Raw genomic sequence first — 23,535 nt, 5'->3', positions numbered from 1 at the left:
CAATGAAAAAAAACCAGCCGCGTTGCCGTGACTGGTTTTTTGATCTACGAAGCAGAAATTATTCGCCGCTTACGCGCTCGATATTTGCACCCATCGCTTTCAACTTATCTTCGATGTGCTCGTAGCCACGGTCGATGTGATAGATACGATCCACTATCGTGGTGCCTTCCGCGATACAACCCGCCAGCACCAGACTCGCTGATGCACGCAGATCGGTGGCCATCACCTGCGCGCCCGACAAGGTTTCTACGCCATGACAAATCGCTGTATTGCTCTCAATTTCCGCGTGCGCGCCCATACGAATCAGCTCAGGGATATGCATAAAGCGGTTTTCGAAGATGGTTTCGGTAATCACACCGGTACCTTCTGCCACCAGGTTCAACAGTGTGAACTGCGCCTGCATGTCAGTAGGGAAGCCAGGATGCGGCGCGGTACGGATATTCACCGCTTTTGGACGCTTACCGTGCATATCCAGGCTGATCCAATCTTCGCCCACTTCGATCTCTGCACCAGCCTCACGCAATTTAGACAGCACGGCATCCAGCGTATCTGGCTTCGTGTTGTGGCAAACAACTTTGCCCCGTGAAATGGCTGCTGCGACCAGGAATGTACCGGTTTCGATACGATCTGGCAGCACGCGATAAACGCCGCCGCCCAGACGCTCAACACCTTCAATGGTGATTTTGTCTGTGCCCGCGCCGGTGATTTTCGCACCCAGCGTGTTGAGGAAGTTTGCCGTATCGACAATCTCCGGCTCACGCGCGGCGTTCTCAATGATGGTGATGCCGGTGGCCAGCGTGGCCGCGCTCATGATGGTAACGGTAGCGCCGACAGACACTTTATCCATCACGATATGCGCGCCCTTCAGACGGCCATTGACAGAAGCTTTAACGTAGCCCTCTTCCAGCTTAATTTCCGCACCCAGCTGTTCCAGGCCAGTAATGTGCAGATCGACCGGGCGTGCACCGATAGCGCAGCCGCCCGGCAGTGAAACCTGGCCCTGACCAAAACGCGCCACCAGCGGACCCAGCGCCCAGATCGAAGCACGCATGGTTTTCACTAAATCGTATGGCGCACTGAAAACATTAACTTCGCGAGCATCAACGTGGACCGAACCATTGCGCTCAACGCGCGCACCCAGCAGATTCAGCAGCTTCATGGTGGTATCGATATCACGCAGCTTCGGTACGTTCTGAATCTCTACCGGCTCTTCAGCCAGCAGCGCAGCAAACAGAATCGGCAACGCAGCATTCTTCGCCCCGGAAATGGTCACTTCACCACTTAAACGGGTGGGGCCTTGCACACGAAATTTGTCCATTAACACCGCTCTCAATTATCTATCAATAAAACAACCGGTGAGGCACTTAAAAACCGTTGAGTTTACGGTCGCGCGCCCACTCGGCTGGGGTATAAGTTTTGATGGAAACCGCATGAATACGGTTATCCGCAATATATTCCATCAGCGGCGCGTACACAGCCTGCTGCTTCTTCACGCGGCTCAGTTCGCCGAACATTTCGCCCACCGCGATGACCTGAAAATGGCTGCCATCGTTGCTAAGTACGTGTACTTCTTCTAATGCCAGCGCCTGCATCAGCACGGCCTGAACTTCACTATTTTCCATCGCTCATTACTTCGCTTAATAATAATAAGGCAGACATCTTAGAGGAAAGCGTCTGACTCTTAAATACGCAAAAGCCCCTGAAAAAATCAGGGGCTTAGCATCGACATCATTTGATCAGGCGATTTTTTCCGCAGAAACAATAATCTGCTGCAGGTTATACAGCGTGATCAGTGACTGGAGTTTATCGGAGATCCCAGAGAAAAGTGGTGCGCTGCCTTGAGCACGCGCAATTTCACGCAGATGCACCAACAGCGCTAAACCCGCTGAATCCACCCTTTCCAGCCCGGCGACATCAATGGTGGTGATATCCGCCACCGCAGTGTCACGTTCCTGCCACAAGGTCAGCAAAGTATCACGATCTAATTTGCCGCTTAAGGCCAGCGTGCTGGCAGTGCGCTGCCAGCGTAACGGTTCACTCATTATTGCTTTTTATCCAGGGTGATCGGCTGTGCGGCATAGGTTTTCAGCTGAGCCGTCAAGCCATCAATGCCTTTGGTACGCAGCAGATCGCCCCACTCATTCTGTTTCGTGGTGATCATGCTGATGCCCTCGGCCACCATATCATACGCCTGCCAGTTGCCAGTTTGGCTGTTCTTACGCCACTGGAAATCGAGACGCACAGGCGGACGCCCATTAGGATCGATGATGGTGACGCGAATCGCCACGATATTGGCATCGCCAATCGGCTGCTCCGGCTGAATCTGGTAGGTTTGACCGTTGTACAGCGCCAGCGCCTGGCCGTAAGCCTGTGCCAGATAATCACCGAACGCGGCAAAGTAGGCATCACGTTGCGCCGGTGTCGCATCGCGATAATAGCGACCAAGAACCAACGCACCGGCATATTTTATCTGTACGTACGGCATCAGTTCCTGACGTACCACTTCGCGTAGATAGTTCGGATCCTGCTTAATCTTCGGCTGTTCGTTTTTCAGGCGGGTGAAGGTCTTTTCCGCCGCTTCGTTCATCAGCTTGTAAGGATTAGTTTGATCCGCTGCGGCGTTGGCTGCCAGCGGTGCGATTGCCAACAGGGCAATCATCAGTAAACGTTTAAACATCATGTTTTACCTCGTAGGTTATTCCGTTGTTGCAGGTGCTGCCGGTGCACTCTGCGCACCCTGTGATTTATCGTCAGATTTGTTATCGCCGCTTTTATAGAGGAATTGACCGATCAGGTCTTCCAGTACCAGCGCCGACTTGGTGTCACGCAGCGTGCCGCCATCTTTCAGCATAGAAGAGCCAAGCTCGGGATCGTCAAAACCTAAATTCAGCGCCAGGAACTGCTCACCGAGTAGGCCTTGAGTGCGGATGGCTAATGAGCTGGTGTCGGGAATCTTATTAGCGTATTTATCGCTAATATCCATGGTCACACGCGGTGAGAGGGTTTTCTCATCCAGCGCAATATCTGACACCCGGCCAATCAACACGCCGCCAATTTTCACCGGAGAACTGACTTTCAGTCCGCCGATATTATCGAAGGTGGCATACATCTTCCACGTTGGTTCGGTGCCGATAGTTTTGAGATCGGCAACGCGCAGGCCGAGGAATAACAGCGCCAGCAGCGCAGCCAGCATGAAGACGCCAACCCAGATTTCGTTTTTCTTGCTTTGCATTGCATCAATTCCCAAACATCAGTGCTGTCAGCACAAAATCCAAACCGAGTACCGCCAGTGAAGCATGCACCACGGTACGCGTTGTCGCACGACTGATCCCTTCCGAGGTCGGGATGGCATCATAGCCATTAAAGAGCGCAATCCAGGTTACCGTGACGGCAAAGACTGCGCTTTTGATCATGCAGTTAACGACATCAGTGCGGAAATCTACCGCGTTCTGCATCGCCGACCAGAAGAAACCGGGATCGATCCCTTTCCAGCTCACGCCAACCAGCGCGCCACCGGCAATACCAACGGCGGTAAAGATCAACGCCAGCAACGGCATGCTGATAAATCCGGCCCAGAAACGCGGTGATACCACGCGACGTAGCGGATCGACGGCCATCATCTCCATGCTGGAGAGCTGTTCGGTGGCTTTCATCAGCCCGATTTCAGCGGTTAACGCTGAACCCGCACGGCCTGCAAACAGCAACGCCGTGACGACCGGACCGAGCTCACGCAGCAGCGAGAGCGCCACCAGCATGCCAAGGCTGGTTTCCGCATTGTAAGTGGTGAGCACCAGATAGCCTTGCAGACCCAGCACCATGCCAATAAACAAGCCAGATACCACGATGATCAGTAACGATAACACGCCCACGCTATACAGCTGTTTCACCAGCAGCGGCGCATGGCGACGAAACGCCGGCTTACCGACTAACGCATGAAATAACATGAGGCCTGCGCGGCCAAAAGCGGCACAGGTATTGATTCCCTGACGTCCAAATGACGCTAGCGCCTGTAACAACATCAGTTTACGTTCTCCCTGAGCGGGTCAAGTCGCTGAGATAATCGCCAGCGGCAAAGCGGAAAGGCACCGGACCATCCGCATGACCCTCGATAAACTGGCGCACACGCGGATCGGGATTTTCCCGCAGTTCCGGCGCGCTACCCTGAGCAATGATTTTTTGTCCGGCAACAATATAGGCATGATCGGCAATGCTCAAGACCTCAGGCACATCGTGTGAAACCACGATGCAGGTCAGGCCCAGAGCATGATTCAGTTCGTCAATTAACTTCACCAGCACGCCCATGGTAATCGGATCCTGGCCGACAAAAGGCTCATCGAACATGATCAGTTCGGGTTCCAGCGCGATAGCACGCGCCAGCGCCGCACGGCGGGCCATACCGCCAGAAAGTTCGGCAGGCATTAGTTTAGCGGCTCCACGCAAACCCACCGCTTCCAGCTTCATCAATACGGTGCTGTGCAACAGCTCTGGCGGCAGCTGCGTATGTTCACGCAACGGCCAGGCAACGTTTTCATACACGTTGAGATCGGTAAACAGCGCGCCGGACTGAAACAGCATGCTCATTTTTTTACGCGCTTCGTACAATTTGGTGCGGGAAAGCGTCGGGATATTTTGATCGCGGAACCAAATCTCGCCTTTATCAGGCTGTAATTGCCCACCGATCAGACGCAATAATGTGGTTTTGCCAATTCCGGACGGGCCCATAATCGCGGTGACTTTACCGGCAGGTACCGTTAACGAGATGTCGTCGAAGATAGTACGATCTCCGCGCGTGAAACTGACGCCACGAACCTCAACCAGATTCGTTTGCTGCTGGATCATCTTTACCTCTTTATGCGGATCGGGCGCTATCAAAGCTGTGGATGGTAGCCTGGTAGCCTCGAATGCACGATAGTTTTACAGAAACTTACCCACTTAGTGTGGCGAAAACGGCCTTAAAATTTACTTTTGCCTCTCAGACAGTCAAAATCAGCGCCTGTTAGTGCGTGCAGAATGTTTTTACCCGTCGGACAAGGTTCGCCGACACCTCCATCCATCAAGGATTTTTAATGTTCGTAGCCTCTGCCTTGCTGTTTATCGGATTGATTTTACTGGTTTACGGTGCCGACCGTTTGGTATTTAGCGCCGCGATCCTCTGTCGATCCTTTGGCATCCCACCGCTGATCATTGGTATGACGGTGGTAAGCATTGGCACATCATTACCGGAATTGATCGTCTCGTTTTCGGCCGCACAGCATGGGCAGATGGATTTAGCGGTTGGCACCGCGTTGGGCTCGAACATCACCAATATTCTATTAATTCTGGGCGGCGCGGCACTGCTCCACCCATTGACAGTACACTCCAATCTGATTCGGCGCGAATTGCCATTAATGCTGCTAGTCTCACTGCTCAGCGGCATCATGCTGTTTGATAACTATTTAAGTCGACTCGACGGCATCGCGTTACTGCTGATTGCATTGGGTTATCTGCTGGTGGTGATTCGCATTGCTCGTCGTGCTGAACGCGATAACAACGACACGCTAACCCGCGAACAGCTGGCGGAGCTGCCGCGCGATGAGGCAGGCAACACCGTGGCCTTTCTGTGGCTGGCGGTTGCACTGATTATTTTGCCGATGTCGACGCGTATGGTGATCGACAACGCTACCGTCTTTGCCGACTACTTTGGTGTGAGCGAACTGGTGATGGGCCTGACGCTAATCGCCGTCGGCACCAGTTTGCCCGAACTGGCCACCGTGGTGGCTGGCGCGCTGAAAGGTGAGGACGATATCGCGATCGGTAACCTGATCGGCGCCAATATTTTCAATCTGGCGATTGTTCTCGGCCTGCCGGCGCTGATTCATCCCGGCAGCGTTGATGCGCATGCCTTCGCACGTGATTACTGGGTGATGCTGGCAGTGAGCGTACTGTTCGCCCTGCTCTGCCTGCTGCGCAAACGCCGTATTGGTCGTATCGCAGGCACACTATTATTAGGTGGTTTTATCGCGTGGGTGCTGTGGCTATGGCTGAGCCCCATGCTTATCACAAGCTATTAAGGACGGACTGACCATGTCACATCAGCAACCGGATTTCGATTTTCAGCAAGCAGGCAAAGCGGTGCTGCGCATCGAACGCGAAGGGCTGGAGCAGCTTGATCAATATATCAATGATGATTTCGATCGCGCCTGCGCGATGATCTTTGCCTGCCGCGGCAAAGTGGTGGTGATGGGCATGGGCAAATCCGGGCATATCGGGAAAAAAATGGCCGCGACTTTTGCCAGCACCGGTACACCCTCGTTCTTTGTGCATCCCGGCGAAGCCAGCCACGGCGATCTCGGGATGGTCAGCACCAATGATGTGGTTATCGCGATTTCTAACAGCGGTGAATCCGGAGAAATCCTTGCGTTGGTGCCGGTGTTAAAGCGCCAGAAAGTGCAGCTGATTTGTATCACCGGTCGTCCAGATAGTGCGATGGGCCGCGCTGCGGATGTGCATCTGTGCGTGAAAGTGCCGCAGGAGGCTTGTCCGCTCGGCCTGGCACCGACCACCAGCACCACCGCGACGTTAGTGATGGGCGATGCGCTGGCCGTGGCGTTGCTGGAAGCGCGCGGATTTACCCAGGAAGATTTTGCGCTGTCGCATCCTGGCGGTGCGCTGGGCCGCAAACTGCTGCTGCACGTCAGCGATATCATGCACAGCGGCGATGAGATCCCGCACGTTAGCCGTGATGCGTCGATGCGTGATGCGCTGCTGGAAATTACCCGTAAGAATCTCGGTTTGACGGTGATCGTCGATGACCTAATGAAAATCGAAGGCATCTTTACCGATGGTGACTTGCGTCGCGTGTTCGATATGGGCATCGATTTCCAGAAAGCCACCATTCAGGAAGTGATGACCAGCGGCGGCATTCGCGTGCGCCCCAACATGCTGGCTGTTGACGCCCTTAATTTGATGCAAAACAAAAACATCACCGCCCTGCTGGTGGCCGATGACGATCGCCTGCTCGGTGTGGTACATATGCATGACATGCTGCGCGCTGGCGTGGTCTAACAGGAAGAAATAATGAGTGCTGAAACGGCGATGGTCGAGACTTGCTACGGTCCGGTGAGCGCGGACGTCATGGCGCGTGCTGCGAAGATTCGCCTGCTGATTTGTGACGTTGATGGCGTGATGTCCGATGGCGTCATTTATATGGGCAACAGCGGTGAAGAGCTGAAAGCTTTTAACGTGCGTGATGGTTATGGCGTGCGTTGCCTGCTGACCTCCGGCGTCGAAGTGGCTATTATTACCGGCCGCAAAGCAAAATTGCTGGAAGATCGCTGTAAGACGCTCGGCATTACGCATCTTTACCAGGGACAATCGGATAAGCTTTTGGCCTGGCGGGAACTCCTGGATAAACTGTCATTAACGGCCGATCAGGTCGCCTACATTGGCGATGACCTGATCGACTGGCCGGTAATGGCGCAGGCGGGTTTGAGCGTTGCCGTTGCTGATGCTCACCCGATTTTACTGCCGCGCGCGCATTATGTGACCCGCATTGCTGGTGGCCGCGGTGCGGTACGTGAGTTGTGCGATCTGATTTTGATGGCGCAGAACAAATTTGAGGATGCCAAAGGGCAATCAATATGAGTAAGAGCAGGCGTTGGATGACGCTGATCCTGGCCTTGATCGCCTTAGTGCTGATCGGCTGGAATCTCACCAACCAGGATGACGACAGAACGCCGGTGGCAACCAACGATCAAGCGCCAACCTACACCAGCGAGAAATCGAACACGGTGGTGTATAACCCCACAGGCGCGCTGGGCTATAAGCTGGTCTCCGATAAAGTGACCTACTTTGCTGCCGATGAGATAAGTTGGTTCGATAATCCGGTGATGACCACCTATGACGTAAATAAAGTGGCGACATGGTCGGTACGCGCCGATAAGGCAAAGCTGACCAAAGATCGTATGCTTTATCTTTACGGCAACGTTGTTGTCAATTCTTTGACTCAGGATTCACAGCTTGAGCGCATCCTTACCGATAACGCTCAGGTTAATTTGGTCACCCAGGATGTGACATCTGACGATCAAGTCACCCTTTTTGGCCGCAGTTTTAATTCCACTGGCATGAAAATGCGCGGCAATTTACGGACGAAACATGCTGAGCTGCTTGAAAAGGTCAAAACTTCCTATGAAATTCAAAATGAACAAAAATAGCCTTAAGTTATTGCTGGTGAGTACGCTGCTGGCAACGAGCCTGCCTGCGCTGGCATTAACCGGCGACTCAGACAAACCGGTAAATATCGACTCCGTTAACCAGGCGTTGGATCTGCAGGGCAACGTCGCGACCTTTACCGGCAACGTAATTGTGACGCAGGGTTCCATCAAGATTACCGCCGATAAAGTGGTGGTCACTCGTCCGGGCGGCGATAGCAAAAAAACCATTGTTGATGCTTACGGCACGCCAGCCACCTTCTATCAGATGCAGGATAACGGTAAGCCGGTGCAAGGCCACGCAAGTAAACTGCACTATGAATTGGCGAACGATTTTGTTGAGCTGACCGGCAATGCCTTCATTCAGCAGCAGGACAGCAACATCAAAGGCGACCGCATCACTTACCTGGTGAAAGAGCAGAAGATGCAGGCGTTCAGCCAGGGCGACAGCAAGCGCGTGACTACCGTTTTGGTACCGTCGCAGCTGCAGGACAAAAACGGTTCGTCCGCGAGCCCTAAAAAGAGTAACTGATTGCTATGGCTACACTAATCGCTGAAAACCTGGCGAAAGCCTACAAAGGCCGCCGCGTGGTGGAAGATGTTAGCCTGCAGGTAAAATCCGGCGAGATTGTCGGCCTGCTGGGCCCAAACGGTGCCGGTAAAACCACCACCTTTTACATGGTGGTGGGCATTGTGCCGCGCGATGCCGGCCGCATCGTGATTGATGATGAAGACATCAGCATTCTGCCGCTGCATGCGCGCGCCCGTCGCGGCATCGGCTATCTGCCGCAGGAAGCTTCGATCTTCCGTCGCCTGAGCGTGTACGACAACCTGATGGCTGTGCTGCAGATCCGTGATGATTTAACCGAAGAACAGCGTCAGGATCGGGCCAACGAGCTGATGGAAGAGTTCCATATTGGCCATCTGCGCGACAGCATGGGCCAGGCGCTGTCGGGTGGTGAACGCCGTCGTGTGGAAATTGCCCGCGCGCTGGCGGCTAATCCGAAATTCATCCTGCTGGACGAACCTTTTGCCGGTGTTGACCCGATCTCGGTTATCGACATCAAGAAAATCATCGAGCATCTGCGTGACAGTGGCCTTGGCGTGCTGATTACCGACCACAACGTGCGTGAAACCCTCGCGGTGTGTGAACGCGCTTATATCGTCAGCCAGGGACATTTAATTGCCCATGGCACGCCTGATGAAATTCTTGTAGATGAGCAGGTTAAGCGTGTTTATTTGGGCGAAGAGTTCAGACTCTGATAAGGTGTTGTAACACCCTACGTTTGCTTAGGAAATTCTTACCGAATTATGAAGCAAGGTTTGCAACTCAGGCTCAGCCAACAGCTGGCGATGACTCCACAGTTGCAGCAAGCCATTCGCTTGCTGCAACTCTCTACGCTTGAACTCCAGCAAGAACTGCAACTGGCGCTGGAAAGCAATCCGCTGCTTGAACAAACCGAACTGCACGAAGAAGTTGACGCACGTGAATTTCAGGATCAGGAAAGTGATTCGTTAGACACGCGCGAAGCGCTTGAACAGAAAGATATGCCTGAAGAGCTTCCGCTCGACGCTACCTGGGACGAAATCTACACCGCAGGCACACCGTCAGGCACCGGCACCGATTACCTGGATGACGAACTGCCGATCTACCAAGGCGAAACCACCCAATCGCTGCAGGATTACCTGATGTGGCAGGTTGAGTTAACGCCGTTCACTGATACCGATCGCGCGATTGCCACGTCAATTGTTGATGCCATTGATGACACCGGCTATCTCACCGTCAGCTTACAAGACATTTATGACAGCATTGGTGATGAAGAGTTGGCGCTGGAAGAAGTCGAAGCCGTGCTCAAGCGCGTGCAGCGTTTCGATCCGATTGGCGTCGGTGCACGTGATTTGCGTGATTGCCTGTTAGTCCAGCTGTCGCAATATGCTGCCGCCACGCCCATGCTGGCGGAAGCACGCCTGATTGTTAGCGAACATCTCGATCTGCTGGCCAACCATGATTTCCGCAGCCTAATGCGCGTAACCCGTCTGAAGGAAGAAGTGCTGAAAGAGGCGATGCTGCTGATTCAGTCACTCGATCCGCGCCCAGGCCAGTCGATCAACACCAGCGAACCGGAATATGTCATTCCCGATGTGCTGGTGCGCAAAATCAGCAAGCGCTGGACGGTTGAACTCAATTCCGACAGCATGCCGCGCCTGAAAATCAATCAGCAGTATGCGGCGATGGGCGGAGCTGGCCGTAATGAAAGCGATAACCAGTTTATTCGCAGCAACTTACAGGAAGCCAAGTGGCTGATTAAGAGCCTGGAGAGCCGCAACGACACGCTGCTGAAAGTGACACGCTGTATCGTTGAACAGCAGCAGGCGTTTTTTGAGCAGGGTGAGGAGTACATGCGTCCGATGGTGTTGGCGGATATCGCCCAAGCTGTTGATATGCATGAATCCACCATTTCCCGCGTGACCACGCAAAAGTATTTACACAGCCCGCGTGGCATCTTTGAACTGAAGTATTTTTTCTCCAGTCACGTCAACACCGAAGGCGGCGGCGAAGCCTCTTCCACGGCGATTCGTGCATTAGTGAAAAAATTAATCTCGGCGGAAAACCCCGCAAAACCCTTGAGCGACAGCAAACTGACCTCCATGTTATCCGAACAGGGCATCATGGTTGCGCGACGTACGGTTGCTAAATATCGCGAGTCTTTATCTATACCGCCATCAAACCAGCGCAAGCAATTGGTTTGACCGAACGAAGAAGGAAGACCTATGCAGCTAAACCTTACCGGACTTAATGTTGAAATTACCGAACCTCTGCGTGAATTTGTAAATACCAAATTTGCCAAACTGGAACACTATTTTGATCGTATCAATCAGGTTTATATTGTTCTGAAGGTAGAGAAGGTGACGCAGGTTGCGGATGCAACACTGCACGTTAACGGCGGAGAGCTGCACGCCACATCGGAAGCGGAAGACATGTACGCGGCCATCGACGGGTTAATCGATAAACTTTCCCGTCAGCTGACCAAACACAAAGACAAACTGAAAAAACACTAACCTTCACGCTTGCAGAGTGCTGACTGATTCGGCACTTAGAGCATAAATGGGGCGGAACTTACCGCCCCGTTTTGTCATCTGCGCAAGCGCCAGCGGGTGAACGGTAATGAAATCAATTGCCTGAAACTCGCGGCTATGTGAACTCGCAAGTGAAACGATGATGAACAACGATCTAACACTGGAATTGAGCTCGGTCCTATCACTGGACTGTACCCGTAGCGGCGTACACTGCCAGAGTAAAAAACGCGCGCTGGAGATTATCAGCGAGCTGGCAGCGAAGCAGCTCAATCTGCCGCACCAGACGCTTTTCGAAGCCATCCTGACCCGCGAACGCATGGGCAGTACCGGTATTGGTAACGGCATCGCCATTCCACATGGCAAGCTGGAAGAGGACACCTTACGCGCTGTCGGCGTGTTTATTAGCCTCGATCAGCCTATCGCTTTTGATGCGGTAGATAATCAGCCGGTTGACCTGCTGTTTGCCCTGCTGGTACCCGCGGACCAGTGTAAAACCCACTTACACACGCTTTCGCTGGTTGCCAAACGCCTCGCAGATAAAACCGTCTGTCGTCGTTTGCGCGCGGCACAGAGCGACCAAGAGCTCTACGCCATTATCACAGAAGCTCAGGAAGCACACTCTTAAGCGAGAAACACTTTTACCGGCGTATTCGCCGGTTTAAAACGGGAGAAATGTGATGGTGCTGATGATCGTTAGCGGTCGGTCAGGCTCAGGAAAATCAGTCGCGCTGCGTGCCCTCGAAGATATGGGCTTTTACTGTGTCGACAACTTGCCGGTGGTCTTGCTACCGGAGCTGGCGAATACCTTAACCGAACGCAATATCTCTGCGGCGGTCAGCATTGACGTGCGTAACATGCCGGAATCACCGGAAGTCTTTGAAGCGGCGCTCAACAATCTGCCCGATGCCTTTTCGCCGCAGCTGCTGTTTCTTGATACCGATCGCAACACGTTGATTCGCCGCTACAGCGATACGCGTCGCCTGCATCCGCTCTCCAGCAAAAACTTGTCGCTGGAGAGTGCTATCGATGAAGAGAACGATCTGCTGGAGCCACTGCGCTCACGCGCCGATCTGATTATCGATACCTCTGAGATGTCGGTTCATGAGCTGGCGGAGATGCTGCGTACCCGCCTTTTAGGCAAGCGTGAGCGTGAACTGACCATGGTGTTTGAGTCATTCGGCTTCAAACACGGCATTCCGATCGACGCCGATTATGTTTTCGATGTGCGCTTCCTGCCAAACCCGCACTGGGATCCTAAGCTGCGTCCGATGACCGGTCTGGATCGTCCAGTGGCCGCCTTCCTCGATCGTCACACCGAAGTGCACAATTTTATCTATCAAACGCGCAGCTATCTGGAACTGTGGCTGCCGATGCTGGAAACCAATAACCGTAGCTATCTCACCGTCGCCATTGGCTGTACCGGCGGTAAGCATCGTTCGGTGTATATCGCGGAACAACTGGCGGATTATTTCCGTTCACGCGGTAAAAACGTGCAGTCTCGTCATCGCACTCTGGAAAAACGCAAATCATGACCGTGAAGCAAACCGTTGAAATTCGTAACAAGCTGGGCATGCACGCGCGCCCAGCGATGAAGCTGTTCGAGCTGGTGCAGAGTTTTGATGCTGAAGTGTTGCTGCGTAACGAATCGGGCACCGAAGCTGAAGCCAGCAGCGTGATTGCGTTGCTGATGCTCGACTCAGCGAAAGGCGGTCATATTGAAATCGAAGCCAGCGGCCCGCAGGAAGAGCAGGCGCTGGCAGCGGTCATCGAACTGTTTGAAGCGGGCTTTGACGAAGATTAAGCCTTTCAATGCAGCTTGTAGCGATTCAGGAAACCCTCGCCGCCTAACTGGCGCATCTGCCGCATAATCCACTGCTGGCGCTGTCGCGTGTAGCCTGAAGGCGCATCGGCACGGAAGCGGATCGGATTGGGTAGAACCGCCGCCAGTAACGCGGCTTCAGACATCGTCAGGCGGCTGGCGGGTTTATGGAAATAGCGCTGTGAGGCCTCTTCCACGCCAAATACGCCATCGCCAAATTCTGCAATATTGAGATAAACCGTCAGGATGCGCCGCTTGGTCCACACGGTTTCGATTCCCACCGTGAGTCCCGCTTCCAGCCCTTTACGTACCCAGCTGCGGCCATCCCATAGAAACAGGTTTTTCGCCGTCTGCTGAGACAAGGTTGAAGCTCCGCGCATGCGTTCATTGCCATCGTTATCCAGCACTGATTGAATGGCATCAACATCAAAGCCCCAATGCTCGGGAAACTTTTGATCTTCAGAAGCGATAACCGCTAAAGCCATCCACGGCGAGATCTCATCCATGCCGACCCAATCCGAGTGCGCCACATAATCAAAACGCCCTGTAAACCAGGCACCGATTTGCCGCTCCACCATTACCGCCGAGAACGGTACCGGTAAAAAAGCAAACAGCAGAATGCCCGCTAACCAGATGCCGAGCCAGGCCAGCAGCACTTTAGCAATCAGTACTTTAATACGTTTTCCCAGCGTCCCTTTACTCTTGCTCATGCAATTTTCTCTTACCTGTTCCCTGTATTAATCAATCACCCAAGTCACAATAGCTAACACCAACGATTAACCACTAAATTTTATCCTCTGATTGGCAAAAACGTCAGTGAAATTGTTGCCTGCGCAATCAACGTTCCTCTATTAGAGCCAATCACATCAAGCACTTCCGCCAAAAAGGAATCGGTTCCATGATGTTAAATGCACCAGGCGCTGCGTGCATGAACACTTAACTGAATGTGATATCGCTCACGCAAAAGCTTTCATGAAGCTTAACTATAATTTTTTATGATGTTCGAACTTGTTCATTGATTACAGAGACCAATCTGAAAAATGCGACCAAATCTGTATGATCCTGCCTGCATTGGGCCTCAATGATGGTAAAGCGATTTACCGCACAATTGGTTTACATCATTCAATAAACTATAAACTGGAACTTTCCGTTTAAGGTTTCCAAAACGTTTTGGATAAGCCGTCAGAAAACCTTACTTTATTCATCAATATCAGCATGTTAATCTAACTTAACTTCAATTTTTTGTCAGAATCACATTTTCCATGCTCGTGTTGGGCTTTTCCTGCAAACGACTGAAGCAAAACCAGGCAAAAAGCAGAACAATTGGTCAAAAAAGGTGCAATATGGCAAAGAAATTAATTCCTTGCTTGACTGTGTCAGCAAATTAATGTTTTCTGTATTTAATCGCTGCTCAACATCACACAATTTAATGAATCTTGTCGCAAGCATTGGCGAATTTGTTAAGGTGATTTGGAAGCGTTAACCAATACCGAACTGCTGCTTTCTTATTCGATTTCTAATAATAGCAGCAGTGCCCATTTCCCTGGTGTTGGCGCAGTATTCGCGCACCCCAGTTTCGACTGGGGTCATTTTTTTCTAACGTCCTGTAATTTTTCCCGCTCCGCTACCCATTCACGTAACACGTTCACGTCTTTCAGCCACTCTTGTTTTAACTCATCGACCCACTCTTGCACGTTGTCCCACCACGCTGGCAATTCCGGCGACTGAATCTGCTTCGCCAACTGCTGTATATGCAGTAAGCCAACCGAACCTGCCGCACCTTTGATCTTATGCCCTTCTTCAGCAATGCCTTTTTGATCGCGCGCCATCATGTTGGAATCCAGCACCTCGAGATAGCCCGGCATCATCTGCTCAAACATGGTCAGGCTTTGGGTAATCAATCCAGGGCCAACCAGTTCAATGTATTGCTCCAGCATCGCCACATCTAGCAGCGTGCGCGACTGCGCGTCTGATGATTCGGTGGCGATCTCTTCCAGCTCCGGCTGATAATCCCAGAACTTCTTGATCACCGCCGTAAGCGCTGGCACAGCAAGCGGTTTGCTCAACACATCATCCATGCCGGCATCGAGATACTCTTTTTTGTCTTTCAGCACATTGGCGGTCAATGCCACCAGCGGCGGCAGCGCCACATCTGCGTAACGCTGATGGATGGCACGTGACACGTCGAGGCCCGTCATATCCGGAAGCTGAATATCGAGCAGCACCAGATCGAACTCCTGCGGATCAAACATCGCCAGCGCGTCCGTACCGGTCATCGCGACTTCGACGCTGCAACCCAGCTTCTCCAGTACCGAACGCGCAACAATCACGTTGAGTTCAATATCTTCCACCAGTAATACGTGCAGCGCCGGCAACGGCATACTGTCATCCAGATTGTCGTCTTCCACTTCCTCAGCGACGCGTGGCGCGTTGATCTCCACGGTGAAGCAGGAACCCTGCCCCGCGACGCTACTCACGCTGATATCGCCGCCCATCGCCTGGGCTAAACGACGCGAGACCGCTAAACCGATGCCGGTGCCCGTTGCCGGCTTGCCGCCGTGCTGATCTTTCACCTGGTAATACATGGCGAAGATCTTATCCTGCTCTTCCCGCGGAATGCCCATGCCAGAATCCTGTACTTCAAAGTGCAGCGTTTCATCCTGACGATAGGCAACGCGCACCACAATCTCGCCCTGCTGAGTAAATTTCACGGCATTGCCGATCAGGTTCCACAGAATTTGACGCAGACGCGTGCCATCCGCCGAAATTTTATGGGGCAGCGGCAGCTCCGGCGCCATGACAAATTTCAGCCCTTTTGGCTGCGCCAGCAGACCGGAGAGGTTTTCCAGATCGGCGAGGAAACCGGTGAAATCCAGCGGCTGATTATCCAGCTGCACTTTGCGGCGTTCGATTTTGTCCACTTCAATTACATCATTGAAGATGTTGCCCAGCGTGATGGCCGACACGTGGATGGTTTTGAGGTACTTCAGCTGCTCCTGATTGAGATCGGTATCCAGCAGGATGCGGCTCAGTCCGACGATGCCATTCAGCGGCGTACGCAGCTCATGGCTGATAGTCGAAATAAAGGTAGTCTTCTCACGGCTGGCGTTCTCCAGCGCGTCCTGATAGCGCTTACGCTCGGTAATGTCGCGGCCAAAGCCCATCAGGCCACTGCGTTTTCCGACACGGTCGTAATAGGGCACTTTACGGATTTCGAAACAGGCTTTGCGCCCGTCGGGATATTGCAGCCACTGTTCGTAGGTTAGCGACACATTGTGGCGGAACACCTTCTCATCGGTTTCCAGCACTTTGGTCGCGGCTTCGTCATCGTAGATATCGCGTGGTGTCAGGCCAATCAGCTGCTTTTCGCTCATGCCGGTTAGCAGTTCCATGGCGCGATTACAGCCGGAGAACTGCTTATCAATGTTGCGGTAGAACACCAAATCCGGTGACGCATCAAGGAAGGAGCGCAGGAAGGAGGATTGCTGTTCCAGCTCGATTTGCGCCTGCTCGCGTCGTGCCATCTCTTCGCGCAGCTTATCCATCACCTGCTCGCGCGCCTGCTCGGCTTTGATACGGTCGTTAATTTCCTGATTAAGCTGGGTGATGGTCTCTTTCATCTGCTGGTTCAGCTCGAGATCGCGCGTACGCATCTCTTCCAGCTTATCTACCAGTTTCGACAGGCGCTGGCGCGACTCTTCCAGCTGATCGACCACCACTGAGAGGAAATAGACGGCCCAGGGCGTAATCAACAGACCGAAGAAGATGGAGCGGACGACGTCGATGCTCTCCACATGCCCACGCAATACCATGGTGACGGCCATCTGTACCACCATCGCCAGCACCACCAGCGCTGAGGCTAACAGCAGCGAAAAGCGTACCAGGCCGAGTTTGACCATCAAATCAACGTAGTACTGCGCTAAAAGACGAATCTGTTTCATTACGAGCTCCCTGAACGAAATCTGGCTCATGATAGCGTAATTATCGCTGCGCTGCCCCGCTTCACCCGGCCATATCGCGCAGGTTATGCCCTGTAATGGTGCATCGCAGCGTGATTTCGCCGACGTTCCCTTCTATATGCGCAAAGCGCTTGACTAATTCTGCCAACTGAATAATCTGGAGGGCCGCGCTTTTGCGAACCTTTCCTCAACATCCGGTGCTAATCAGCACCCTGGCAGCCATTCATCCTGATGGTTGCACCTCTTTATTGCATACCCATTCAATTTAAATGACTTTCTACGCATGCTTTGCGTGATTAATTTTACTAATGGCAGCGCCATTTTGATTCAAATATGACGCCATAAGAAAAACAGATACATGCTGTGTATCAACTGCCCCTAACAGCATTAAATGCTGTTATAACCCTTTCTGCCAGCATTGTTTGGATATTAGAGGGCTGGGTCACAGTGAGACGGCTCACACTTCCTGGGGGAATGCGCAGCGGGATATTGACATAAATTTACGCAATAAATTCTTATTAATCATTTAATTAAGTGACAAGAAAGCCTATTACCCGCATCAAAGCTGGCTATTTGACCTGAGTTCGCTTTCCCGATAAGTTGGAATTCCACTGGAAGCTTTCCTGGTGGGCCTGTGTCTCGGCATATCTATGCAGCAAGAAGCCTCCCTCTGGATGCAAGCTATCTCCCGAAAGAGACCGGAATAAAAAGAGCAGCTCATTAAGGACGTGACAACAGTGTCTTGAGAGCCCTTGCTCGGTGCTGCGACGCCTGCTCTTTACTGAGCGGCACAAGAATTGATACCGCCGCGCTGGCTTACATTGTCACGCTGCGGTACACGAAATAATGCAGGTAATGTCAAAAGAAGTTTAAGGAGACTCTCAATGTCCACGCAAAAACCGAATCCCTATGGTTTGTATGACCCATCAGCTGGCAGTGACAGCTGTGGTGTAGGTTTCATTACCCGTAAGGACGGCGAGCAGACTCATGAGATTCTGCGGATGGCCCATAGCGCGCTGTGCACGGTTCCGCACCGAGGCGGCATGTCTGCCGAAGGCGTGGGCGATGGCGCGGGTGTGAACGTCGATCTCTCCCTGAACTTCTTCCGCAAGGTCACCGGTCTGGCGCTGGAAGCCGGCCGTTTTGGCGTCGGTAACTTCTTTGTACCAAAAGACGCAGAGCTGCGTGCAAATGCTGAGCGTCTGGTTGAAGAAACGCTGGCGGCGCATAACTTCCCGGTATTAGTGAAACGCGATATGCCGCTGGACGGCAGCGTGACGCGCCCGGCCGCCCTGCAATTCCAGCTGCCGATTGTGCAGTGGATTTTTGCCGCGCCGCAGGAAGTGACTGAACAACTCGAATTCGAGCGCCAGATTTATCGCGCGCTGCTGGATATCGAAGCGCGCGCCTTTACCGAAAGCGAATTCGGCGGCCTCTATCCGCTGTCGCTCTCTTCGCGCACGCAGGTATTTAAAGCGCGTCTGAACTCCAACGAAGTGATTCCTTACTTCAAAGATTTGACCGATGCCGATCATCAGGTGCGCGGGCTGTTCTTCCACACCCGTTTCTCGACCAACACCGATCCGCATACCACCATGGCGCAGCCATTCCGCTTAATGGCGCACAACGGCGAGCTGAACACCGATCGTAAAAACCGCATTGCCGAAGCGGCACTGATGCTGGCGCGCGGTAAAAAAATCGTGCGTCCAAAAGGTCAGTCCGACAGTTCGCGTCTCGACCAGAGCATCCATAGCCGTTTGATGGAAGATAACCTCGATCTGATCAACGCCGTAGTTTCGATGATGCCGCCAGCGTGGGAGAACGATACCTCGCTCTCGAACGAAGTGCGCGCCATGCTCGAGTACTTCTCTTTATATGAAGAGAAGAACGATGGCCCAGCTGCGCTTATCTTCGGTAACGGTGAAGTGATCGGCGCGCGACTTGACCGCCTCGGTCTGCGTCCGCTGCGTTCCGTTGAAACCGCGGAGTACATCGGAGCGATGTCTGAAGCGGGCCAGATCGCCTTCCCACCGGAAAGCGTGCTGCGTCGTGGCCGTATCGAAGCGGGCGGCATGCTCTATTACGATCACAAAGAGAAACGCTCTTACACCACGGTTGAAGCGCTGGAAAAACTGGCCGCTGAAAAAGATTATCTGTCACTCCTGAGCAAAGCGCGTATCGATCTCGCCGACCTGCCAGAAATTCAGGCAGAGCAGCTCGGCTCGCCGCTGCGTTATCGTGGTGACCTCAAAACCTATCAACGTTTTGTCGCCTACTACTACAACCAGGAAAGCTTCAAATTCATGATGGATCCGATGCTGCAAACCGGCGCTGAGAAGATCTCAGCAATGGGTTACGGCAACGCCATCAACGGCCTTTCTGACCACGAAGGTGGCATGGCGCACTACTTCTCACAACGATTTGCCCAGGTTACCAACCCGCCGCTCGACTCGATTCGTGAAGCGGACGGCATGACGCTGCGTGTGGCGCTGGGTGCGAAGCCGCATCTCGGCCGCAGCAAAGGTCAGCAAATCATTGTTCCGACGCCAATCCTGACGCACCTCGACATGCTGCGCCTGCGCGAGCAAACCGTCGCTCCTTATGCGCGTTTCGAGATGCTGTATGAGCCGGTGGTCGGCAAAGATATCGTCAGCCGTGCGGCCAACGCCAACGCGCTGGAAAAAGCCATTGATGACTTAGCCCAGCAGGTAGTCGATTTCGCACGCCAGCAAGGCGGCATCGCGGTGATCACCGATCGTCATATCTCTTCAACTCACGCAGCGATCCCGATGCTGCTGATGGTGTCGGCGATCAACCAACGTCTGGTGCAGGAAGGTCTGCGTCTGGATGTTTCGCTGGTGGTTGAAAGTGGTCAAAGCATCTCTTCACACCATATCGCGGCGACGCTGGGCTTCGGTGCTTCTGCCGTTTACCCACTCGGCGTGCAGATGCGTGCGGAAGAGAAGTTCGGTGAAGGCGAAGAAGGCAACAAAGCCTTTAAACGCTATGCCAAAGCAGCCGAAAAAGCGCTGATGAAAACCATGGGTAAAGTCGGCCTGTGTACCGTTGAGAGCTACAGCTGTGGCGAGTTCTTCGAGCCGAACTTCCTGAATACCGACGATCCGGTATTGAAAAAGTATTTCCCGAATATCAAAACGCCGGTCGGCGGCGCGGGCTTCCCGGCGATCGCCCAAATGGCGGTAGATTGGCACCAAAGCGCATTAAAAATTCAGGGCGAAGCGGAAGTGCCGTTGCTCGGCCTGTTCAAAGAGCGTGCTGAAGGCGCGGGCCACTCATACGGCACCATCGCGGTGCGTACCTTCATTGATATGACGGAACAACCGATTCGCTTTGCCAACAAAGAGCGCGAAGAGGACAACTTTATTCGTTTGATGACGCTGGCCAAACTGGATAATGCGTTCAACATCAAAGCGGAAGCCTTTAAAGACAGCAGCTTCGAGCGTATCCCAAATGAGGTGATCGACAGCTTTGCCATCACGCCAGATTACCGTCAGTTCTCCAGCCTGATGCATGCCGAGCGTAAACGCCGTCCTGCGGCGCTACGTGACATCCTCGCGCTGCCGTGCGATTTGACCCACGTAGACAGCGAAGCCGAATTCGGCCGTAAACTGGGCCGCTACTCGCTGGTGAACAACGGTTTCGCTACGCGTGGCCTGAAATGTGAAGCAGTGAACGGCAGCCTGAACCAGTTCGAGCTGCGTCTGATCGATGCAATTGCTGGGCTGAAACCGGAAAGCGAGCGTCTGGAAGCGCTGGCGCGGGCGCTGAAAACCCGTTTCACCGACGATATCGAAAGCAGCAACGTGGCGGATGGCGTGCTGCACATCACCGCTTACGGCAAAGCGGCCGATTATCTGTCGCTGATCTTCACCGCGCTGCCATCGCTGCCGCTGGAAGAGATTCAGCCAGCCCACGAAATCACCCGTACCTTTGCTTCCGGTGCGATGAGCCACGGTGCGTTGGTTGCGCCGGCGCACGAAGCTGTCGCGCATGGTACTAACATGGTTGGCGGCATGAGTAACTGTGGTGAAGGTGGCGAGCACTATTCACGTCACGGCACCATCCGCGCGTCACGTATCAAGCAGTTGGCATCCGGGCGTTTCGGCGTGTGGGCGGCTTATCTTGCTGACCCAATGCTGGAAGAGCTGGAGATCAAAATCGGTCAGGGCGCGAAGCCCGGTGAAGGCGGCCAGCTGCCGGCACCAAAAGTGACCGTTGAGATTGCCGCAGCGCGTGGCGGTACGCCGGGCGTTGAGCTGGTTTCACCGCCGCCGCACCACGACACTTACTCTATCGAGGATTTGGCGCAGCTGATCCACGACTGTAAAGCCGCGCGCGTGCGCGTCATCGTCAAACTGGTTTCCTCTGAAGGTATCGGCACCATCGCCGTCGGCGTGGCGAAAGCCGGCGCGGATGTCATTAACGTCGCGGGTAACACCGGCGGCACCGGCGCAGCGTCCGTTACCAGCCTGAAATATACCGGCCGCGTCGCGGAAATCGGCATCGCTGAAGTGCATCAGGCGCTGTGTGCCAACGGCCTGCGCGACAAAGTGCAGCTGCGCTGCTCCGGCGCGCAGCAAACCGGCAGCGATGTGATCAAATCTGCCCTGCTCGGCGGCGATAGCTTCGAGTTCGGCACCACCGCGCTGATGATGCTGAAATGCGTGATGGCGAAAAACTGTAACGTCAAATGCCCGGCCGGTTTAACCACTAACGCCGAAGCCTTTGATGGTGATCCGCGTCAGCTGGCGCAGTACTTCATCAACGTGGCGCAGGAAGTGCGTGAGTTCCTCGCCCGCCTCGGTCTGCGGTCTCTGCGTGAAGCGCGTGGCCGTTCGGATCTGCTGCACTTGATGGATCACCCGCTGGAAGTCGGCAAACTGGATCTGCGTGCGATGTTGACCGTGGTGCCAGAGCAGAAAATTGCCAAGCCGGTGTATCTGGAAAAAGACTTTGAGCTGGATGATGGCTGGGTCAGCGAGCTGAAAACGCAGCTGGTTGGCGCGGCAAGCCGTGAAATCGCGCTGGGCGCGGGCATCACGCTGAACAACCGTAACAAAAGCGTCGGTGGTCAGCTGGCGATCGATATCGAACGCATGCTGAACCATGAACTCTCGAAAGAGCAGCTGGCTGCATTGCCAGCGGTGCTGAAAGACGATCGCGGTCGTCACTATCTGGCGCCAGCCACCGTGCTGATTAACACCAGCGGCTCTGCTGGCCAGTCGTTCGGCGCGTTCTGCAACGACGGCATGCAGATGAAGCATTACGGCACCTGTAACGACGGTGTCGGCAAAGGCCAGTGCGGCGGCGAGTTGGTGGTGATGTCACCAGGCGGCGGCGCACTGGATAGCGATGGCAACGTGTTGATCGGTAACTTCGCGCTGTTTGGCGCCACCGGCGGCCGTCTGTTCGTTCAGGGCCAGGCGGGTGACCGCTTCGCCGTGCGTAACTCCGGCGCAACCGCGGTAGTGGAAGGCGTTGGTGACTTCTGCTGCGAATACATGACCAACGGCGCCATCCTCAACCTTGGCACCTTTGGTAAAGGCTTTGGCAACGGCATGAGCGGCGGTTTCGCTTACCAGTACGATCCGTATGGATCGCTGGCAGCCCACGCAGCAGGTGATTCGGTGCTGTTTGGTTCTATCGCTGATGAAGATGAAATGGCGCAGGTGCACAAACAAGCGGTGCTGACCATGCTGAACTGGCATCTGGAAGCAACCCAATCGCCACGCGCGGCCTGGCTGCTGGATAACTGGGAAACCGAGTGCCACCACTTTGTTTATGTGATGCCGCGTTCACTGCTGCTGTATCAGGATGGCACCGAGATCCTGAAAGCCAAATCACGTAAAGACCTGCTTGAAGAGCTGTCAACCTCGCTGGCTGCGCATCAGGTTGCGAAGTTCAAATCAGCGTGGCGTGACGGTAAAACCATTGCCAACGGCGCAGTTCCGGCTTATGGCGCGACCGATACGCTGGAGATGTTTGTTCTGCTGAACAATTACACCGTTCTCAGCCTCGCGCAGCAGCTGGCGCTGGGCAAGCTGCCGAAAGGCACGGCGGTGGAAGATCCAGCAGTAGAAAAAGCGGTACGTAATCTGCTGATGACCGAAGATTTCACGCTCATCAGCAAGCTGCAACGTCATGCACGCTCGGCGATTGAGAGTTACAGCGATGACGAGCTGGCAAGCCTGATCGCCGCGAAACGAATGTCAGATTACAAAGCGGCATTAACGCAGCGCAACATTCGCTCGATGGACAGCCTGGCGACTTACGGCTGGATCATCTATCAGGATGCCTGCAACCGTGAAGTGCTTGGTCATCTACCTGATTTTGAAGAGCTGTTTGCGCGTGCTGCACTGCCAGAAATCGCTGCGGCGGTCGGGAAACTTTCCTGATTACAGCGCCAATGAACAAGTGTAATTTTGACCTTTCCCTCACTACTTCAAGGTGCAGAAAGGCGGCAAACGCA

General features: G+C 53.8%; 21 protein-coding genes. 12 read left to right on the top strand and 9 right to left on the bottom strand.

What is annotated here, in order from left to right:
• Nucleotides 1-58 precede the first annotated feature (58 nt).
• The 7 genes from murA to mlaF form a co-directional block, all read right to left on the bottom strand.
• Complete coding sequence (gene murA, locus AAF463_RS02430) at nucleotides 59-1,318, bottom strand: UDP-N-acetylglucosamine 1-carboxyvinyltransferase (protein ID WP_110868080.1); 1,260 nt, start codon at nucleotides 1,316-1,318, stop codon at nucleotides 59-61.
• Nucleotides 1,319-1,364: 46 nt separating this feature from the next.
• Nucleotides 1,365-1,622: a BolA family iron metabolism protein IbaG gene (ibaG, locus tag AAF463_RS02425; protein ID WP_008104351.1), complete on the bottom strand. Its 258-nt coding sequence runs from the start codon at nucleotides 1,620-1,622 to the stop codon at nucleotides 1,365-1,367.
• Between the two features lie 114 nt (nucleotides 1,623-1,736).
• Nucleotides 1,737-2,042 (bottom strand): lipid asymmetry maintenance protein MlaB, encoded by a 306-nt coding sequence (gene mlaB, locus AAF463_RS02420; RefSeq protein ID WP_008104353.1) that lies wholly within the window; start codon nucleotides 2,040-2,042, stop codon nucleotides 1,737-1,739.
• On the bottom strand, nucleotides 2,042-2,677 hold the full coding sequence (gene mlaC, locus AAF463_RS02415) for a phospholipid-binding protein MlaC (protein WP_101762276.1): 636 nt from the start codon (nucleotides 2,675-2,677) through the stop codon (nucleotides 2,042-2,044). Before mlaC ends, mlaB begins: the two co-directional genes overlap by 1 nt.
• A gap of 18 nt (nucleotides 2,678-2,695) precedes the next feature.
• On the bottom strand, nucleotides 2,696-3,232 hold the full coding sequence (gene mlaD / locus AAF463_RS02410; protein ID WP_101762277.1) for an outer membrane lipid asymmetry maintenance protein MlaD: 537 nt from the start codon (nucleotides 3,230-3,232) through the stop codon (nucleotides 2,696-2,698).
• Nucleotides 3,233-3,236: 4 nt separating this feature from the next.
• Nucleotides 3,237-4,019: a lipid asymmetry maintenance ABC transporter permease subunit MlaE gene (mlaE, locus tag AAF463_RS02405; RefSeq protein ID WP_007886633.1), complete on the bottom strand. Its 783-nt coding sequence runs from the start codon at nucleotides 4,017-4,019 to the stop codon at nucleotides 3,237-3,239.
• Between the two features lie 4 nt (nucleotides 4,020-4,023).
• A complete protein-coding gene (gene mlaF, locus AAF463_RS02400) occupies nucleotides 4,024-4,839 on the bottom strand; it encodes a phospholipid ABC transporter ATP-binding protein MlaF (RefSeq protein WP_008104360.1) in 816 nt (271 codons plus the stop codon).
• Nucleotides 4,840-5,066: 227 nt separating this feature from the next.
• Here mlaF and AAF463_RS02395 point away from each other — a divergent pair, with 227 nt between their 5' ends.
• The 11 genes from AAF463_RS02395 (at nucleotide 5,067) to npr (ending at nucleotide 13,068) form a co-directional block, all read left to right on the top strand.
• Nucleotides 5,067-6,050: a calcium/sodium antiporter gene (locus AAF463_RS02395; RefSeq protein WP_101762278.1), complete on the top strand. Its 984-nt coding sequence runs from the start codon at nucleotides 5,067-5,069 to the stop codon at nucleotides 6,048-6,050.
• A 13-nt stretch (nucleotides 6,051-6,063) separates the two neighbouring features.
• The gene (gene kdsD / locus AAF463_RS02390; protein WP_101762279.1) at nucleotides 6,064-7,044 is read left to right on the top strand and encodes an arabinose-5-phosphate isomerase KdsD; all 981 of its coding nucleotides are present in this window, start codon (nucleotides 6,064-6,066) and stop codon (nucleotides 7,042-7,044) included.
• A gap of 12 nt (nucleotides 7,045-7,056) precedes the next feature.
• Entirely contained in the window at nucleotides 7,057-7,623 is a 567-nt protein-coding gene (gene kdsC / locus AAF463_RS02385; protein ID WP_101762280.1) for a 3-deoxy-manno-octulosonate-8-phosphatase KdsC, read from the top strand.
• Nucleotides 7,620-8,192 carry an LPS export ABC transporter periplasmic protein LptC gene (gene lptC / locus AAF463_RS02380; RefSeq protein ID WP_101762281.1) on the top strand — a complete coding sequence of 191 codons (573 nt, stop codon included), beginning with the start codon at nucleotides 7,620-7,622 and terminating at the stop codon, nucleotides 8,190-8,192. Before kdsC ends, lptC begins: the two co-directional genes overlap by 4 nt.
• Complete coding sequence (gene lptA, locus AAF463_RS02375) at nucleotides 8,167-8,721, top strand: lipopolysaccharide ABC transporter substrate-binding protein LptA (protein WP_036648348.1); 555 nt, start codon at nucleotides 8,167-8,169, stop codon at nucleotides 8,719-8,721. The genes lptC and lptA overlap by 26 nt, the downstream gene beginning before the upstream one ends.
• 5 nt (nucleotides 8,722-8,726) lie before the next feature.
• Nucleotides 8,727-9,452: an LPS export ABC transporter ATP-binding protein gene (gene lptB, locus AAF463_RS02370; protein WP_008104371.1), complete on the top strand. Its 726-nt coding sequence runs from the start codon at nucleotides 8,727-8,729 to the stop codon at nucleotides 9,450-9,452.
• A gap of 48 nt (nucleotides 9,453-9,500) precedes the next feature.
• Nucleotides 9,501-10,940, top strand: coding sequence for an RNA polymerase factor sigma-54 (gene rpoN, locus AAF463_RS02365; RefSeq protein ID WP_350261466.1), 1,440 nt, complete (start codon nucleotides 9,501-9,503; stop codon nucleotides 10,938-10,940).
• A 21-nt stretch (nucleotides 10,941-10,961) separates the two neighbouring features.
• The gene (hpf, locus tag AAF463_RS02360) at nucleotides 10,962-11,249 is read left to right on the top strand and encodes a ribosome hibernation promoting factor (RefSeq protein WP_101762283.1); all 288 of its coding nucleotides are present in this window, start codon (nucleotides 10,962-10,964) and stop codon (nucleotides 11,247-11,249) included.
• 160 nt (nucleotides 11,250-11,409) lie between these two features.
• A complete protein-coding gene (gene ptsN / locus AAF463_RS02355) occupies nucleotides 11,410-11,892 on the top strand; it encodes a PTS IIA-like nitrogen regulatory protein PtsN (RefSeq protein WP_176970221.1) in 483 nt (160 codons plus the stop codon).
• A 52-nt stretch (nucleotides 11,893-11,944) separates the two neighbouring features.
• Entirely contained in the window at nucleotides 11,945-12,799 is an 855-nt protein-coding gene (gene rapZ, locus AAF463_RS02350) for an RNase adapter RapZ (protein WP_101762285.1), read from the top strand.
• On the top strand, nucleotides 12,796-13,068 hold the full coding sequence (gene npr, locus AAF463_RS02345; RefSeq protein WP_008104379.1) for a PTS phosphocarrier protein NPr: 273 nt from the start codon (nucleotides 12,796-12,798) through the stop codon (nucleotides 13,066-13,068). Before rapZ ends, npr begins: the two co-directional genes overlap by 4 nt.
• A 5-nt stretch (nucleotides 13,069-13,073) precedes the next feature.
• Here the strand turns inward: npr and mtgA are convergent, their stop codons facing one another.
• Nucleotides 13,074-13,796 carry a monofunctional biosynthetic peptidoglycan transglycosylase gene (gene mtgA / locus AAF463_RS02340; protein ID WP_110868084.1) on the bottom strand — a complete coding sequence of 241 codons (723 nt, stop codon included), beginning with the start codon at nucleotides 13,794-13,796 and terminating at the stop codon, nucleotides 13,074-13,076.
• Nucleotides 13,797-14,672: 876 nt separating this feature from the next.
• Nucleotides 14,673-17,027: an aerobic respiration two-component sensor histidine kinase ArcB gene (gene arcB / locus AAF463_RS02335; protein WP_350261465.1), complete on the bottom strand. Its 2,355-nt coding sequence runs from the start codon at nucleotides 17,025-17,027 to the stop codon at nucleotides 14,673-14,675.
• Between the two features lie 902 nt (nucleotides 17,028-17,929).
• On the opposite strand from arcB, the gene AAF463_RS02330 reads away from it, so the two are divergent.
• A complete protein-coding gene (locus AAF463_RS02330) occupies nucleotides 17,930-23,461 on the top strand; it encodes a glutamate synthase-related protein (protein WP_350261464.1) in 5,532 nt (1,843 codons plus the stop codon).
• Nucleotides 23,462-23,535: the final 74 nt, after the last annotated feature.

The sequence above is a fragment of the Pantoea sp. BJ2 genome (assembly GCF_040255075.1).
GTDB classification, from domain to species: domain Bacteria; phylum Pseudomonadota; class Gammaproteobacteria; order Enterobacterales; family Enterobacteriaceae; genus Pantoea; species Pantoea leporis.
The sequence above is the reverse complement of the archived record's forward strand: the minus strand, read 5'-3'. Positions and strand labels throughout refer to the sequence as shown.